General features: G+C 69.6%; 16 protein-coding genes. 4 read left to right on the top strand and 12 right to left on the bottom strand.

Features of this window, described 5'->3' with window-relative positions; translation table 11 throughout:
* Window positions 1-13 precede the first annotated feature (13 nt).
* On the bottom strand, window positions 14-991 hold the full coding sequence (locus tag N0B31_RS10700) for a calcium/sodium antiporter (protein ID WP_260643857.1): 978 nt from the start codon (window positions 989-991) through the stop codon (window positions 14-16).
* Window positions 992-1,087: 96 nt separating this feature from the next.
* Here N0B31_RS10700 and N0B31_RS10695 point away from each other — a divergent pair, with 96 nt between their 5' ends.
* Together N0B31_RS10695 and N0B31_RS10690 are read left to right on the top strand one after the other, a co-directional pair.
* The gene (locus N0B31_RS10695) at window positions 1,088-2,065 is read left to right on the top strand and encodes a DUF5787 family protein (protein WP_260643856.1); all 978 of its coding nucleotides are present in this window, start codon (window positions 1,088-1,090) and stop codon (window positions 2,063-2,065) included.
* Between the two features lie 67 nt (window positions 2,066-2,132).
* Entirely contained in the window at window positions 2,133-3,566 is a 1,434-nt protein-coding gene (locus N0B31_RS10690; RefSeq protein ID WP_260643855.1) for an aryl-sulfate sulfotransferase, read from the top strand.
* A 443-nt stretch (window positions 3,567-4,009) separates the two neighbouring features.
* Here N0B31_RS10690 and N0B31_RS10685 read toward each other — a convergent pair whose 3' ends face one another.
* Window positions 4,010-4,834, bottom strand: coding sequence for an MBL fold metallo-hydrolase (locus tag N0B31_RS10685; RefSeq protein WP_260643854.1), 825 nt, complete (start codon window positions 4,832-4,834; stop codon window positions 4,010-4,012).
* The gene (locus N0B31_RS10680) at window positions 4,834-6,201 is read right to left on the bottom strand and encodes an ATP-binding protein (protein ID WP_260643853.1); all 1,368 of its coding nucleotides are present in this window, start codon (window positions 6,199-6,201) and stop codon (window positions 4,834-4,836) included. The genes N0B31_RS10685 and N0B31_RS10680 overlap by 1 nt, the downstream gene beginning before the upstream one ends.
* Window positions 6,202-6,375: 174 nt before the next feature.
* On the opposite strand from N0B31_RS10680, the gene N0B31_RS10675 reads away from it, so the two are divergent.
* Window positions 6,376-6,927: a hypothetical protein gene (locus tag N0B31_RS10675; protein ID WP_260643852.1), complete on the top strand. Its 552-nt coding sequence runs from the start codon at window positions 6,376-6,378 to the stop codon at window positions 6,925-6,927.
* A gap of 156 nt (window positions 6,928-7,083) precedes the next feature.
* Here the strand turns inward: N0B31_RS10675 and N0B31_RS10670 are convergent, their stop codons facing one another.
* Window positions 7,084-7,440 carry a helix-turn-helix transcriptional regulator gene (locus N0B31_RS10670; RefSeq protein WP_260643851.1) on the bottom strand — a complete coding sequence of 119 codons (357 nt, stop codon included), beginning with the start codon at window positions 7,438-7,440 and terminating at the stop codon, window positions 7,084-7,086.
* A gap of 80 nt (window positions 7,441-7,520) precedes the next feature.
* The gene (locus N0B31_RS10665; RefSeq protein ID WP_260643850.1) at window positions 7,521-8,270 is read right to left on the bottom strand and encodes an NRDE family protein; all 750 of its coding nucleotides are present in this window, start codon (window positions 8,268-8,270) and stop codon (window positions 7,521-7,523) included.
* 99 nt (window positions 8,271-8,369) lie between these two features.
* On the opposite strand from N0B31_RS10665, the gene N0B31_RS10660 reads away from it, so the two are divergent.
* Window positions 8,370-9,371, top strand: coding sequence for a mannose-1-phosphate guanylyltransferase (locus N0B31_RS10660; protein WP_260643849.1), 1,002 nt, complete (start codon window positions 8,370-8,372; stop codon window positions 9,369-9,371).
* Window positions 9,372-9,384: 13 nt separating this feature from the next.
* Here N0B31_RS10660 and N0B31_RS10655 read toward each other — a convergent pair whose 3' ends face one another.
* The 7 genes from N0B31_RS10655 to N0B31_RS10625 all read right to left on the bottom strand — a co-directional run bounded on the left by N0B31_RS10655 (window position 9,385) and on the right by N0B31_RS10625 (window position 15,860).
* Complete coding sequence (locus N0B31_RS10655; RefSeq protein WP_260643848.1) at window positions 9,385-10,026, bottom strand: LysE family translocator; 642 nt, start codon at window positions 10,024-10,026, stop codon at window positions 9,385-9,387.
* A 2-nt stretch (window positions 10,027-10,028) separates the two neighbouring features.
* Window positions 10,029-10,820: an SDR family oxidoreductase gene (locus N0B31_RS10650; RefSeq protein ID WP_260643847.1), complete on the bottom strand. Its 792-nt coding sequence runs from the start codon at window positions 10,818-10,820 to the stop codon at window positions 10,029-10,031.
* 44 nt (window positions 10,821-10,864) lie between these two features.
* Window positions 10,865-11,344, bottom strand: coding sequence for a Tfx family DNA-binding protein (locus tag N0B31_RS10645; RefSeq protein WP_260643846.1), 480 nt, complete (start codon window positions 11,342-11,344; stop codon window positions 10,865-10,867).
* An 83-nt stretch (window positions 11,345-11,427) separates the two neighbouring features.
* A complete protein-coding gene (locus tag N0B31_RS10640) occupies window positions 11,428-11,946 on the bottom strand; it encodes a TRAM domain-containing protein (protein WP_260643845.1) in 519 nt (172 codons plus the stop codon).
* 274 nt (window positions 11,947-12,220) lie between these two features.
* On the bottom strand, window positions 12,221-13,012 hold the full coding sequence (locus N0B31_RS10635) for a response regulator (protein ID WP_260643844.1): 792 nt from the start codon (window positions 13,010-13,012) through the stop codon (window positions 12,221-12,223).
* A gap of 239 nt (window positions 13,013-13,251) precedes the next feature.
* Window positions 13,252-14,262 (bottom strand): isocitrate lyase, encoded by a 1,011-nt coding sequence (gene aceA, locus N0B31_RS10630; protein ID WP_380628457.1) that lies wholly within the window; start codon window positions 14,260-14,262, stop codon window positions 13,252-13,254.
* Between the two features lie 224 nt (window positions 14,263-14,486).
* Window positions 14,487-15,860 (bottom strand): sulfatase-like hydrolase/transferase, encoded by a 1,374-nt coding sequence (locus N0B31_RS10625; RefSeq protein ID WP_260643842.1) that lies wholly within the window; start codon window positions 15,858-15,860, stop codon window positions 14,487-14,489.
* Window positions 15,861-15,872: the final 12 nt, after the last annotated feature.

Raw genomic sequence — 15,872 nt, 5'->3', positions numbered from 1 at the left:
TGGTCGAGTCCGGTCAGCCAACGAGTCCGAGCAGTCCCAGCGCCCAACGGGCCACCTCGCTCGCGGCGAACAGGCCACCTTCCGCCCGCGAGAGCTTCCGGCCGGACCAGAGCGCGACGACGGTTACGCCGACGACACCGACGAGCCACGCCACGTTCTCGAGGGTGCCCGGCCCGGTGGTCAGCGGCCGGACGAGCGCCCCCAGTCCGAGCACCGCGAGGAAGTTGAACACGTTCGAGCCGACGACGTTGCCGACGGAGACACCGAGACTCCCGCGTCGGACCGCCACGAGCGAGACGGCGAGCTCCGGCGTGGACGTGCCGGCAGCGACGATGGTCCCCCCGACGAGCGCCTCGGAGAGGCCGGCGATGCGGGCGATGGCCGACGCCGACTCGACCATGAAGTGGCCGCTCACGAGGACGACCGCGAGGCCGCCGGCGAGCAGGGCTGCGTCGCGGCCGCGGAACGTGACCCGCTCGGTGAGGTCCGTCACCAGCGGGTCCTCGGCCGTCTTGCCGCCGTCGCTCGCGGCCCCCCCGCGCCGTGAGTCCCAGAGCAGGAAGGCCGTGTAGGCGACGAACAGCGCGACGAGGAGCGCCCCCTCGACCCGTGAGACAGTCAGGTCGAGGAGGACGACGGCACCCACCAGCGTGCTGGCGAGTAGGAGCACCCCGTCCCGGTGGAGCAACGACCGGTCGACGGGGACGACCCGGACCAGCGAGACCACCCCGAGGACGAACGCGAGGTTGTAGATGTTCGAGCCGACGACGTTGCCGACGGCGATACCGCCGGCCCCACCGAACGCCGCGTCGAGCGTGACCACCAGTTCCGGCGTCGAGGTGCCGACCGCGACCACGGTCAGGCCGATGGTGAGTTCCGAGAGGCCCACCCGGCGCGCGAGACGCACCACGCTGTCGACGAGTGCACGGGCGCCCAGACCGAGGCCGACCACGCTCAGGACGAGGACCGCCGACTGGACGGGGAGGCTCATCGGTCAGTGGTCCGACCGGCGGCGGCAAAAACCCCCGACGCGCCCGCCGACCCGACCGAGCGCGACGTTTTTGCCCACCCGACCCGGACGGCCTGTGTGCGCGAGTTCGCGTTCGAACTGTCGTTCTGCGCGGCACTGGAGGCGGTCCACCCGGAGCGGCTGGTGGCGCGCCAGCTGGGTGCGAGCGTCCACGGCAAGCGGGTGATCGACGTGGCGCTCGTCTCGCCCGGCCCCGGGTTCGACGAGCGGACCGCCATCACGGCCGACGCCATCCCCCCGGCGGCCATCGAGGCCGACGTGGGCGTGGGGTCGGCCCGATACTACCGCGACGCGTTCCCCGACCGGAGCGCGGGGTGGGCGAAGGGGGCGGTCGAGGCGGCCGTCGAGGCGGGATTCTTCGAGACCGAGCGCCGGAACGGACGGCTCTACGTCCGCCAGACCGCCCGCTACCCGGACTGGTTCGACCGCGTCGTCGGCGTGGAGAACAAGCCGGACCTCGGGCGGCCGGGTGACCTCGAACTGCAACTCCGGCGTGACGTCTCGCTCGCGCTGTTCGACGAGGTGTGGCTGGCGACGGCCTCGCACGTCACCGGCGCGCACCTCAACCGCATCCCCGCGGCGGTGGGGGTCTGGCGTTTCGACCCGGCGACGGGCGCGCGCGAGACGGTCCGGGAGGCGACGCCGCTGGACACCGATGGGCCGGGTGTGGAGGTGCTGGAGGAACGGCCCGGACGGACCGAGATACGGACCGTCGGAGCCGACGCGAAACACCGCCAGCGGGTGCGACTCGCCGAACGGGCCTATGGGAAGGGGTGGCGCGTCGCGGCCGAGTCGTTCCCGGCCTGCGCGAGGTGCGAGGTGGTCGAGCACTCGGACCGGGGGCCGCTCCCCGGCTGTGCGTGGAAGGGCGGACTCGTCCACCCCGAGGTGGAGTGTGGGCCGGATTGCGGCGGCTACGACCCGAGCGACCCGCCCGAGGTGGACGTCTCGGGCGCGAGGGACACCCACTCACCGTGGGTGGCGGACCCGGCCGGCCGGGTGCGCAAGCAGTCGGGGCTGGACCGCTTCCGGTGACGGGGTCGGCCGACCATCACGACAGTGAGAGGGAAGACTGATGCCTCGCGGGCAGGTGGCTCGTGGTATGCGAAAGCAGGCCCCCCGGGTCGGTACGCTACTGCTCTGTGGCTGCCTGCTCGTCTCCGCGACGGCGGCGCTGGCGTTCCTCGGTGGCGCGGGCGTCGGCACGGCGAGCGCGCAGGCAGACGGCCCGAACCCCTGTGTCGGTACGATGGAGCGCACCCCGAACGGGTCGACGCTCGTGACGATGCAGGGTATCAAGTTCGACGGCGACTCGTTCCAGAAACGGCCCGCGATGCTGATGTCGTTCGGTCCGAACGGCGAGTTCGAGTACGCGTGGAACGGCTCCGCCCGCGGGCGCTGGTGGGCCTACGACGTGGACCCGATGGCCAACGGCAACCTCCTGATGACCTCGACGGAACCGGGCATCACCGTCGTCCAGGAGATGGACCCGCGGGCGAACGAGAACGAGTGGGTGAAGCGCTTCGACGGGGACAACGGCGACGCGCCGGGCTTCCACCCGCAGAACGTCACCGACGCGCACGACGTGGACCTCATCAACGGCGACGAACTGCTCATCGCGGACAAGGGTGACCTCCACCACCGCCTCCTCATCTACAACCGCACGCAGGAGCGGGTGACGTGGCAGTGGAACTTCTCCGACCACCCGGACCTCTTCCCGGAGTCCGGTGGCGGTGACTACCGCAACGACTGGACGCACGTCAACGACGTGGACAAGATCGGCCCCGGCAAGTACATGGCCTCGGTCCGGAACTTCGACCAGGTCATCGTCGTCGACCGGGAGACCAAGGAGGTCACGATGAAACTCGGTGAGGACGACGACTACCGGTTCATGAACGAGCAGCACAACCCGCAGTACCTCGAGAGCGAGGACGGGACACCCACCATCCTCGTCGCGGACTCGCTGAACGACCGGGTCGTCGAGTGGCAGCGGACCGGCGAGGGCGAGTGGGAGCGGACGTGGGAACTCGTCGGCGGTGGCCTCGACGAACCGCGTGACGCCGACCGCCTCCCCAACGGCAACACGCTCGTCGTCGACCGCAAGGGCCACCGGACGATGGAGGTGACCCCCGACGGTCGCGTCGTCTGGGAGGTCTACACACCGTGGCAACCGTACGACGCCGAGCGGTACGCACTGGGTGACGACGACACGGCCAAGGGCCCGACCAGCGCCGACATGGGGACCGACCGGAGCATCTCGCTGACGAACTCGGCGCAGTTCTCCCGCTCGGAGGTCGAGGCTTGCGGGCAGGCGATGGCCGACTTCGCCCCGAAGAAGGGGCTCCTCGGCTCGGACCTGTTCTCCGGCGAGTTCGTCGAACACGACGGCAACGGGACAGCCCCGGACGGAACCGACCGACAGACGCCCGGTGGCTCCAGCGGTGACGGGGCTGGCTTCGGCATCGTCTCGGTCCTCGGCGCGCTGGTGGTGCTGGTGGCGGTGGGCTCGGTCAGGTACGTCCGTCGCGAGGAGTAGGAAGCGGTGTTCGGTCTCGATTCTTCGAACGGTCCCGTGTCTACTGGTAGCGAGCAGGTGCGCGAGTCTCGGTCCGAGGGTAGTGGTGGCGAGCAGGTGCGCGAGTCACGGTACAGCGTGGACCGCCACCGCAGGCAGGCCAGCCGCGCCTGTCGGCGCGGCATGGCGCCCCAGTCCTCCCCCGTTCGCGGCCGACGAGACGGCCGCGAGGCCACACCTCTCGCTCCACCGAGCGAACCACTCGGCCGGTGAGGGCCACGCGCCACGGGCGCGTGTGCCCGAACGCGGGGGAGGGCAGGGCAGCCGCCGTGTCAGCCCGACAGGACTGACCGGCGCTACTTCGGGGCGGTCGCTGTCCACTCTGTACCGCGCTAGTGCGTGTGCTCGCGGGACGAATCGGGTGGTGAGTGCTCGCGGCCGTAGCCGACGATTCAGTCGCGGCCCTACAGCACGTACCGCTCGCCGTCGACGGCCATGTCGTCCTCGAACGCCTCGTCCTCGGGGATGAAGTGCGACAGGTGGACGATGCGGTACTCCCCGACGTCGAGCTCCGCGGCCAGCGACCGGGCACCCTCCACCGTCATGTGTTTGGTGCCGAACGTCCGAGGTGTCCCCTCGCTGTCCTCGTGGCGGCCACCGAGCGGGTGGTACTCGGAGAGGTGCGCCGGGACGATGCCGTCGGCCAGCAGGAGGTCGGCCCCCGCGAGGACCGCCTTCGACCGCGCTGGGATGCCGAAACTCGTGTCACCGGAGAGCGCGAGGCTCGCACCCGTCTCCGGGTCCTCGACGAGCGCACCGTAACAGACGAGCGGCGGGTGGTCGACGGGAACGAGCGTCACGTCGAACCCGCAGGCGCGGAACGACTCGAACGGGGTCTGCGGGGTCGGGTCGACGGCGTCGAGGTAGTCGTACTTCCGGTCGATGGTCTCGTGGACGGACTCGCCGGTCTTCGGGTCCGTCTCGTCCGCAGCGTGGACCGGCGCGTCCGAGAGGAGTCGGTAGGCGTTGCCCAGCCCGTCGAGGTGGTCGAAGTGGATGTGCGTGACCAGGATCTCGCTCGGGAGCGGGGTCTCGTGGTGGAGGAACTGGTAGCGGAAGTCGGGGCTGGCGTCGACGAGCAGCGAACGGTCGGTCCGCTCGTTGTGGACGTGGACGGAGAAGCGGGTTCGTTCGACGCCGCGGTCGCGTGCCTCGACACAGGTCTCGCAGCCACACCCCGGCGTGGGGGTGCCGGTCGTGTCGCCGGTGCCGAGCAGCGTGACCTCCATCAGTGCGTGTGTTCGGCGTGGTCGTGGTCGTGGTCCGCGTGGTCGTGGTCCGCGTGGCCGTTCTCGCTGGCGTCGGTCTCGGAGTCCGACCCCGACGTGCTGCCGGTCCAGTTGTCGAAGTCGTCCATGTTCTTGAGGTTGTCACGCTCCTCGAACCCCTCGACGGCGGCGCGGAGGTCGTCCTGCGTGAGCGTGGTCCGTTCCTCGGTCAGCGCGTCGAGGACGGCCTCGCGGAGGACGAGTCGGAGGTCGGACCCGGTCAGGCCCTCGGTCAGGTCCGCGAGCTCGTCCGGCTCGAAGCCGTCGATGTCCATCCGCCGGGTGACGATACGCAGGATGTCCGAGCGCATGTTCCGGTCGGGCTTGGGGAAGTTGACGATCTCGTCGAACCGGCGCCACGCCGCGGCGTCGAGCTGGTCGGGGTGGTTCGTCGCGCCGATGAGGAGCACGTCGTCCTGGATGAGCGAGACCTCATCGATGCTCTTCAGGAGGGTGTTCACGGCGCGCTTGATGGCGGCGTGTTCGTCCGACGAGCGGGTCTTGGCGACGAAGTCGAACTCGTCCATGAAGAGGATGCACGGCGAGAGTCGCTTGGCGACCTCGAACGTCTTGTCGACGTTCTTGGCCGTCTCGCCGAGGTACTGCGAGGTGATCATCGAGAGTTTGACCTCGACGAACGGGAGTTCGAGCTGTCGGGCGAGCGCCCGTGCCACCGAGGTCTTCCCGGTGCCCGGCGGGCCGACGAACAGGAGCTTGCCGATCTCGCGCAGGCCGATGGAGGCGAGGTAGTCGCGGTGCTCGATGGCCTTCATGACCTTCTCGATCTCCGCCTCCTGGTCGCGGGTGAGCACGAGGTCGTCGAGCGTTATCTCGACCTCCTCGGGCGCTTTCACGTCGACGAGGTCGAGCATCTCCTCGTCGTCCTCGTCGAACATCTCGTCCAGCAGGCCGTCGATCCAGACCCGGTCGGCGTGGATGGGGCGGTTGGACTCGCGGGCGCGTTCGTAGTCCACGTCGACCTGTTCGCCGATGGCGTACGCGAGCGTGGGGTTCGCGGCCACGTCCTCGGCCTCGACGCGCTGGAGGTACCACTCGGCGGCCATGTCGCGGTCGGTGAGCGAGAGCGAGCCGGAGAAGTCGTCCCGGTCGGTGAACATCAGACCGGAGACGGCGTCCCACGGCCGGTCGACGCCGGTGGCGGCCGCGGCGGTGTTGCCCGTCGTCGTCAGTGGGCGCTCGACCTCGCCGTCGTTCCAGAAGACGCGCCGGTACTGTGGTGGCAGGTCACGCTCGTCCAACTGCGTGTGCTCGGTGTAGAACTCCGCCGTCAACAGGAACTCGACGACGGCAACCTCGGGACTGCTCATTCCCCGGGACGTTGGTGTTCCGGGTGCATAACGCCTTCGAGATACGCCGTTCTTGCGCTAGACTCTCTCGCCCGACTTGCTTTGCTCCTCCAGTGAATTAAATAGCGGGTGGTCTCGCACAGAGCGAACCCCTGTGCCCCCGGATTGATATGTATGCACAGGTGATTATCTCCTATGGTGAAAGATGATCTGTCGGACGAGAACGTTGAGCGAGTACGGGAGAGCTTCCACTGGTTGGCCGATGACGGCCTCCGACTCCTCCGATTCACAGTGGTCATTACTGGGTTGTATATCTCCGCCGTAGGATTCCTACTGCAGGGTGAGAGCCAGGCTGTTGCCTCCCAGCTACTGACCAACATCTATACACTACTGGGTGCAGCGCTTCTTCTCCTTGCACTCGGGTTCTCCGCGGTCGTGTATGAACCCGCCCGAATGATTTCAGTTGCTCCAATTTATAAAGAGAGGGAAAGCAAAATTTACTCTCAACTCCACTACCGCACTTCGATGTGGAACCTCCGAGCAGCAGTGGTCGCCGTACTTGGAGGCGGTTTGTCGCTCGGCCTCGGCTTGCTAGATACGTTCCTCCCCGTCTCGCTCCCCCTCCAGTACGTCTGGGGTGGATTCTGGCTCCTACTACTTGCAATGACCCTCCCACGCGTCCTGATGCTCGGTCTCCATCGAACACGCTCGGCCCTCTCCCAAGTACGTTCAAAACTCCCGTTCTGAGCAGTTTTCCGTTGGCATCGCCTCGGCTTACCGATTAGCGCGGTGCGGTGCCGCCAATGCGCTCACCGCCGCGAGCGAAGCGAGCGGCGCCTTTTGAATCGAAAGTTTTGCGCGAGCGGTGCGCCTTCGGCGCACCCGGGCGGAAAAGTTTCGTTGTTACCGGTCCTCGTACGCCAGGTTCATGATCCACCGCGAGAACCGGTCCGAGTTCGCGTCGACCTCGTCGTCGCCGATGAACGGGCTGAGCATGTCGCCGGCCATCAGCAGCCCGAAATCGAGGTCGCGCGGGTCGTACACCGGCTCGATGTAGTAGGTGTTGTGTCCCTCGTAGACGACCTCCTCGCGGGCGATCAGGCCGTGCTCCTCGAGCGACTCGAGGATGCGGCTCCCCTTGCGGGAGTCCACCTCCAGCTGCTTCCAGAAGTCGCTCTGGTGGATCCCCCCGCTGTCCTGTACGAGTTCGAGTCCCCGTAACTCGACCTCCGAGAGTTCGGCTTCCTCGACGGCGCTCATCACCCGTACTGGGAGAGCGACCCGTTTAAATCTCCCCCTCCGCTGGTGTCGCCCGTCCTCGCGTCCCCGTCCCGCTATCGTCAGAACGGTGTCTCGATGCGCTCGAACGGGGTCTCGCAGGGTTTCCCCTCGGCGTGCGCCACGGCGCCACCGCTCGGGCCGACCCGGAGCACGGTGCTCGACTTCGTCCCGAACCCGTCGCCGTGGATGCACCGGCCGTACTCGTGGTCGCCGAGGATGGCGCGGGCGCGCTCGGTCCACTCGGCGGCCGTCTCCCCGTCACGTGGCTCGATGGCCTCGATGACGCGGTCGGTGTCGCGAGCCTGTCGTTCGCCCACCTCGGGCCGTCGGTCGGGGACGAAGTACTCGCCGTCGGCGCCGACGTTGACGACGACGTGGACACCGGGGTCGAACGCACGGACGCGAACCTCTCCGTTCCACTCGAGGAAGTACGCCGCCTCGGCGTCGGCGAGGACGAGGTGGAACGGCTGGTACTCGCGGGCGTCGAGTTCGGTCTCGACGTGCCGGCGCGCCTCGCTCGCGCTCTCGCGTTCGAGGGCGTCGCGGACCAGCAGGCCACGCGAGCGCTCGCTGGCGAGGTCGTCGACGTTCTGCCACCGGTTGGTGATGCCGACGAACAGGCCGCGCTCGTTGTACCCGATCCAGGTCCCGCCGGCCTCCGCGTCGCGTGGGGCGACGAACCGGGCCCCCGGGTTCGACTCCCAGACCTGCGGCGGCTCGGCCGGCCGGCCGTCGGCCTCGTCGCGGTTCGCCGCCACGGCGACCGGGGTGTCCTCGAAGGCCTGCCACGCGAGGATGAGCGTACACACGGTTACCGATGGTTACGCCACCCCGAGGTTTAAATCCGTCTGGCGTACCGGCGGTCGGCCGGCACCCACGCTCTTGTACTCGCCCGCCGACGCTCGGGCATGTCGAACCCTGACACCGTCGCCGTGGTCCTCGCGGGCGGACGGGGGACGCGACTCTACCCCGCCAGCAGCCCCGAGACGCCCAAGCAGTTCCGCGCCGTCGGTGGCGAACGTTCCCTCCTCGAACGGACCGTCGCCCGCGCCGAGCGCTTCGCCGACGAGGTGGTGGTCCTCACTCGACCGGCGTACGCCGACCGGGTGCGCGGCCTCGTCGACGCCGAGGTGTTCGTCGAGCCCGAACCGAAGGACACCGGGCCGGCGCTGGTCTACGCCGCCCACCGCCTCCGCGGCCGGGCGGAGACGCTCGTCTGTCTCCCGAGCGACCACCACGTCGGCGACGACGCGGCGTTCGCCACGGCGGCCGAGCGGGCCGCGGCGACGGCCCGCGAGACCGGCGGCCTCGTCACGATGGGCGTCGAGCCCACCCGTCCGGCCACCGGCTACGGCTACCTGAAGCCGGGCGAGGCGAGGGGCGAGGGGGTCAACCGCGTCGAGGCGTTCGTCGAGAAACCGGACGCCGAGACGGCCGCTCGCTACCGCGAGGCGGGCTACCGGTGGAACGCCGGCATCTTCGCGTGGACGCCCGCGGCCCTCCTCCGGGCCTGCGAGGGGACGCCCCTCGAACCACTCGTCGATGCCCTCGACGCCGGCGACCCCGAGCCGTTCGCCGCCTGCGAGGCCGTCAGCGTCGACTACGGCGTGATGGAGGACGCCGAGGACGTCTACCTCGTCGCCGTCTCGTCCGCGTGGGACGACCTCGGGACGTGGGACGCGCTCGCCCGCGTCCTCGACGCCGACGAGTCGGGCACCGTCGTCGACGGGAACGCCCTCCCCGTCGACGCCGAGGGGTGTGTCCTCGCGACGGACGAGGGGAGTCACGTCGCCGCCGTCGGCGTCTCGGACCTCGTCGTCGCGGCCTACGAGGGCCGGGTGCTCGTGGTGCCGAAAGCCGAGAGCCAGCGGGTCCGCGAGGTGTGGGACGCCGTCTACGGTGAGGAGTAGCCTCCGTCGCCGGCTACGGCCGCGAGTGAGCGTCCACGAGCGCCCACCCCCCGAACGCGCCGAGGACGGCCGCCGTCAGCAGGTGGAGCGCTCGGCCGACCCGTGGGCGCGCCCCGAGGCCGGCACCGACCGACTCGGCGAACCACGCCACCCCACCGAGGTAGCCCACCGTCAGGAGTGCGTACACGGCCCCGAGACCGAGGGGTTCGACCACCCCCGCGTCCGGTCCGAGGAACTGGGGGAGGAACGCGAGGAAGAACAGCGCCACCTTCGGGTTCAGCACGTTCACCAGCAGGCCGCCTGCGTAGCTCCGCGCCGGGCCGCGTGCGGGCGACTCGTCGCCGGCGGAGACGGTGAACGCCTCGCCCGAGCGTAGCGTCCGGACCGCGAGGAACAGGAGGTAGACGCCGCCGGCGACGCGGACGGCGGTGTAGGCGGCAGGCACCGCACGGAACAGCGCCGCCAGTCCGAGCGCGGCCGCGGTGGCGTGGACGAGGACGCCCGTGGCGACGCCCGCCGCGCCCGCTACGCCCGGCCGCGTCCCGTCGCGCATACCACGCCCGAGGACGTAGACCGTGTCCGGTCCGGGCGCCAGTATCAACGCGACGGCGGCCGGGACGAACGCCACGAGCGTCGTCGGGTCGGGGAGCGCCACGTTCAGACCGAGCGCATCGACCCGCCGTCGACGGGGATGGCGGTGCCGGTGACGTAACTCGCGGCGTCCGAACAGAGCCACGCGACCGTCTCGCCGAGTTCCGAGGGGTCGCCCACCCGCTCCAGCGGGATGCCCTGCGACCACGCGTCCATGCCGGCCTCGTAGTCCTCGAACTCGCCGCGCTCGACGCTCTGCTCGACGAGGTCCGTGATGCGCGAGGTCTCGTGGGCGCCCGGCAGGACGGCGTTCACCCGCACGTCCGGAGCGAACTCGTCGGCCTGCGTCTTCATCAGGCCGATCACCGCCCGCCGCACGGAGTTCGAGAGCACGAGGCCGTCGATGACCTCCTGCACCGAGCGCGAGGTGATGTTCACGACGCTCCCCGCGTCGTCGCCCGCCGCGAGGTGGGGGTGGGCCGCCCGCGTCGTCCAGACCACGCTCATCACCAGCAGGTCGTAGGCGTGGTAGAAGTCCTCGTCGTCCATGTCGAGGAACGGCCCGGAGCGGGGGCCGCCGGCACTCGTCACCACGTGGTCGAGGCCGTCGAACGCGTCGACCGTCTCGTCGACGAACGCCTCCACCTGCTCGCGGTCGGTGATGTCCGCCTCCACCGCGAGCACGTCGCCGTCGCCGAGCGACTCAAGCGACTCGCGGGCCGACTCGAGGTGCTCGGGGGTCCGTCCGCAGACGGCCACGTCCGCGCCCGCCGTCGCGAATGCTTCGGCCGAGGCGAGGCCGAGGCCGGAGCTACCCGCCGTCACCAGTGCCGCGTCGCCGTCGAGTCCGAGGTCCATACCGACGACTCTCGGGCGTGCGTCAAAAGCCCTCGTCCCCGTGGCTACTGGTCCAGTCGGCCGCCGGTCGGCCGGACCTGGACGTGCCCCTCGCTCGTGACCCCGACGGTAATGGAGCGCTGGACCTTCCGCCCCTGGACGGCGTCGCCCGCCTCGTCGCTCACCAGTTTCATCAGCTCGGGCGCGGTGCGGTTGACCTTCACGCCGGCGTCGTCGCAGGCCTCGTACACCATCCGGGGGACGTCGTAGAGGTCGGTCCCGCGTTCGACGGCGAGGCGGACGGGTGCCCGGAGCGCCTCGGCGAACGCCACGGTCTCGCGCGCCTTCCGGACGTTCTCGCGCGCGCTGGCCTCGATGGAGGAGATGTTCGCCCGCGAGGTGCCGAGCCGGTCGGCTATCTGGGCCTGTGCGTGGCCCTGTTCACGCAGCGCCAGCACCTCCGCCTGCCGCCGGGTGAGCACGCTCGTCTCCGGGTCGAAGCCGATGCGGTCGAGCAACGGGTCCGGGTCCAGTCGCTCGCTCACGGCGACTCACCCGTGGTGGGGCTTCCGCTCACACCTACTCGTTCGGAACTCGAAGCGAAAAACCCACCGCCCCGCCGAGCGGCTCAGTTGCCCCAGAAGTTGTCGCGACTGCCCAGTCGCTCGCGCCGCGAGTGTCGTGGTCGCTGGCGCTCCTCCTCCTCGTCTTCGTCCGTCTCGCCGTCCGCGTCCGCCTCGGCCGCGTCGTCGTCGCTCTCCGCCTCGTCGTCCGGCTCGACCGGCTCGACGCCCTCTTCGTCCTCCTCGGGGTCGAGCGGGAGGCGCTCGACCTCCTCGCCGGTCGCGTGGTTCGAGTGGACGCGGGTGATGCGGACCTTCGCGCGGGCCTCCGGCAGCAGGCCGTCGACCATCACGATGAACCCGTCCTCGGTTCGGCCGACGCCAGCGCCGCTCTCGTGGATGTCGGTCACCTCGACGACGACCTCCTCACCGGGGGTCACTGGCTGCTGCTTCAGGTCCCGGATCGGCTGATTGTAGTGCTGGCACCACTCGGCGCCCCCCCGGTCGCCGTAGTGCATGCACCCCATCCCCTCGATCCGCTCCGAGAAACTGGGGCACTGGTCCGCGAGTGGACAGTCGGGCATACGGCAAGGTTCGAGGCGACCGATTAAACCCTTGTGGGTCGTTCGTTCCGCGGCGTGTGGCCGTCTCGCACGGCCTCTGCGGTCGGCCGCACGCCGAGCGCCGAGCCACTACTGGTACCTGAGACAGCCACGAGAGAACTGCGGCTGGCGGGGCTGTGCGGGAAAATAGCTCGCCCCCCCGCGCCGAGCGCAGCGAGGCGCGCTTTTGAATCCAGAGTTCTTCGCGAGCGGTTCGCGCCACAGGCGTGAACCCGTGCGAAAAACTTTGGCGGCGTCAGTCCTCGGCCTCTTCCCCCAGCGTCGCCCGCCCGTCCTCGCGGGTACGGTCGAGGTGGTCTGCCGCGGCGACGAACCCGCCGTCCGGAAGTTCGGCGACCGACATCGTCTGGGGGAACGTCTCGCCGGTCTCGTGGAGGCCGACGCTCTCGCCGGCCCACCCGCCGGTGTCCTGCAGGCGCGGGAGCACCTCCTCGCGGAGGCGTTCGGCCTCAGCGGCCGGGTAGAGTTCCTCCCACGGGCGCCCGAGCAACTGGTCCTCGCGGTAGCCGTAGAGGTCGAGGAAGGCGCTGTTGGCGTACTCCACCTCGCCGCCTCGGTCGACGATACAGATGCCCTGCCACGCCGTCTCGAGCGCGAGGAGCCGCCGTCGGGTGTCGCGTTCGGCGCGGTACTTTTCGACGGCCTGGACGATGCGGTTGGCGAGGACGGCGTACTGGGCCATCCCGCGGGCCTTCTGCATGTAGTCGGTCACGCCCTGCGAGATGGCCTCCTGGGCCACCTCCTCGGAGCCGCGACCGGTGTAGATGAGGAAGGGGAGGTGTGGGTCCGTCTCGCGGACCGCACGGAGGAAGGCGAGTCCGTCCATCCCGGACATCTCGTGGTCCGAGACTATGCAGTCGATCTGCTCGTCCGGGTCGTGGAACCGCTCGAGCGCCTCGTCGACGTCGGTGGCGGTGTCGACCTCGAGGCGCTCTACCTCACGCTCCAGGTACTCGCCGACGAGGTCGACGAGTGCAGGGTCGTCGTCCACGTAGAGGACGTGGATGGGAGCGTTCGTACTAGACACAGTCGGACTGTGCCGTGGATTCGTATAACGCTATCGACGATTCACACGAAAGAGCGCCGCTCGCGGGCCGTGTCCGTGAAAGAATGTCACACGGTCGAGGCCGTGCGGGGCGGTCGCGGTGCGGTCGAGCGCACCCACCCGCCGCGAGGGCCGGAGGCCCGAGCGGCGCCTTTTGAATCGAAAGTTCCGCTGGAGTGGTTCGCGCCGCAGGTGCGAACCCGACAGCAAAACTTTCGTGATTAGTCGTCGTCGTTCTGGCTCGAGATCGGGTCCGACTCGTCCTCGGAGAAGCCAGCGGACTTCTCCATCCGCTCCTTGGCGGCGGGGTCGAACTGCGCCTCGATGTCCTGGAACCGCGAGACGAACGAGAGCTCGTGGTGGCTCTCGGTCTCGTGGCCGAGGTAGCGCTGCTCGAGGTCGAACTGGCCTTCCTCGTCGCCCTCGGCGAGCTTCTTGAAGTCCTCGTAGACCGAGTGCGCGCCCGAGTGGAGCGCGAACAGCGTGATGAAGATGTACTCGTAGCCGAGGTCGCCGAGCTCCTGGAACGTGAGCGGGTCGTCCTCCTGGCTCCACGCGAACGAACTGGAGTAGTTGAACGCCAGCTTCAGGTCCGGGTGGGTCTCGTGGATGGTCTCCGCGTAGTTGACCGCGTCCTGACGGGACGGGTCGGGCATCTCGGGCCAGACCATGTCGACGCCGGCGTCGGCGTAGATGCGGCCGCGCTCGAGGTGCTCCTCCCAGTCGCCGTTGGCCGAGCCGTAGGCGTCGGTGCGGGCGATGATGAAGGTGTCCTCGTCCTGCTTGGCGTCGACGGCCGCGCTGAAGCGGGCCTTCGCGTCTTCACGCGAGACAATCTGCTTGCCCGCGATGTGGCCACAGCGCTTCGGGGTCGTCTGGTCCTCGATGTGGACGGCGGCGACGCCGGCCTTCTCGTACTCGCGCACGGCGCGGCGGACGTTGTGGATGCCACCGTAGCCGGTGTCACAGTCGGCGACGACCGGCAGGTTCGTCGCCTCGACGATGCGCTTCGCGTTCTCGACCATCTCGGTCATCGTGACCATCTCGAGGTCCGGGAAGCCGAACTGGCCCAGCACCGTCGAGTAGCCCGACATGTACGCGGCGTCCAGGCCGGCCATCTCGGCCAGCCGGGCGTCGAGCGCGTGGTAGATACCGGGAGCGAAGACGAAGTCCTGCTCGTCCAGTTTCTGGCGGAACTCGCGGGCCGCCTGGTTGTCGACGTCTCGAATCATCGGGTCCGTGTTGTGGACTCGGCTCGCGACCTTGTCCACGCCGTCGTTGTCGTGTCCCATTGTTGTGGTAGTCCTGAGCGGCGCGCCGTGCTGGCGACCCGCTCCTGTGTGCGTCTCCACGTCTCGGGAGCCAGTACAAAACCCTTATGAATTATAATGTTAATATCCATTAGCGTATCTTCAGGCATCCCCCATCCTAGTGGAATTAAAATGGGTGGGCGTCTCTAGCACGGCGGCTCGGGACCTGCCCCGGACTCGACCCGCTCGCGGAACGCGGCGACCGACTCCTCGTCCTCGCGGAACCGGTCGCGTCCCCAGTCCGGCGGTGGGGCCACCTCGGGGTCGGACTGGTCGTTCGGGCCGGTCACCTCGTAGCGCCGGCGATTGCCCAGCGAGTCCCAGCAGAACTTCGCGGTGCCGTCGACGGCACACCGGATGGCCCGGTCCCACTCGCCCGGTGGGACCCCGTCGAGGCCCTCACTGCCGGGGGCGGGACCGACCACCTCCGCGACCGTGCGGTCGGCGGTCACGTCCGGCGTCTCGCTCCCGGCGAGGCCGACGAGCAGGTCGGGGAGCGCGAGGTGTGAGACGGGTGCCGCGACGCGGTCGGGGTAGCCCGCCGGTGGGTTCACGACGAGGAGCGGGACCCGGAGGAGTCCCTCGCCGAGGCTGCCGACGTGGCCGAGTCGCCCCTCGTCGCCCGGATACAGGAGGTGTTCGCCGTGGGCGGCCGTGACGACGACGGTGGTGGGGCGGTCGCTCGCGGTGACGAGCCGCTCGGCCAGCGCCGCGACCCGACGGTCGAGGTAGCGGACCGAGGCGTCGTAGCAGGCCCGGAGGTGGTCCACGTCCGCGGCGTACTGGTCGGGGTGCTGGAGGTACGCGGGTGCGTCGGACTCCGTGTACGACCAGCCGTCCGGGACCGCGAGGTCTGTGAACTCCGGCAGGCCGAGGCGCCGGTGTGGGGCGTGGGCGTCCATCGCGTCGACGAACAGGAACCACGGCTCGGTCCCGTCGTCTCCGTCCACGAGTTCCCGGTCCACCGCACGCTCTATCACGCGCATCCCGTCGTCGGCGGGGACGGGTCGGTCGCTCCGCTCGGCACGGTCACGCAGGCCGAGCGCGCCGAGGTTGGCGAGCGAGGCGACCGGGTGCTCGTGGCCGAGTGCGGCCGCGAGCGCGCCGACCGGCCGGGGGAGCGCCCCGTCGTAGTCGAGGCGGAACGACTCGGCGTCGAGTCCCCACGGGTACCGTTGCGTCGGGTCCACGTCGACGAACGTGTCGAACCACGTGTCGAGGCCGCTGGACGACCCGACGTCGCGGTTCGCGCTGACGCCGACCGCGCGGTGGTCGAGTCCGGCGAGGAACGTCGCAGAGCGGTCGACCGCCGAGAAGTCGGGGGCGAACGCGTGGACGCCGTGTTCGTGCGGGAGGCGACCGGTGAACATCGAGGCGTGGCTGGGGACGGCCCACGAACTCGCGGCGCGACACTCGGCGAAGGTCACGTCCGCGAGCGCGGCCAGTCGCTCGGCGTGGACCGCGAACGCGTCGGCCCGGACCGCCTCCAGACAGACCAGCGCGACGTTTCGCTCGGTCACTGCTCCAGTCTC

This window comes from Salinirubellus salinus (genome assembly GCF_025231485.1).
Taxonomy (GTDB): domain Archaea; phylum Halobacteriota; class Halobacteria; order Halobacteriales; family Haloarculaceae; genus Salinirubellus; species Salinirubellus salinus.
The sequence above is the reverse complement of the archived record's forward strand: the minus strand, read 5'-3'. Positions and strand labels throughout refer to the sequence as shown.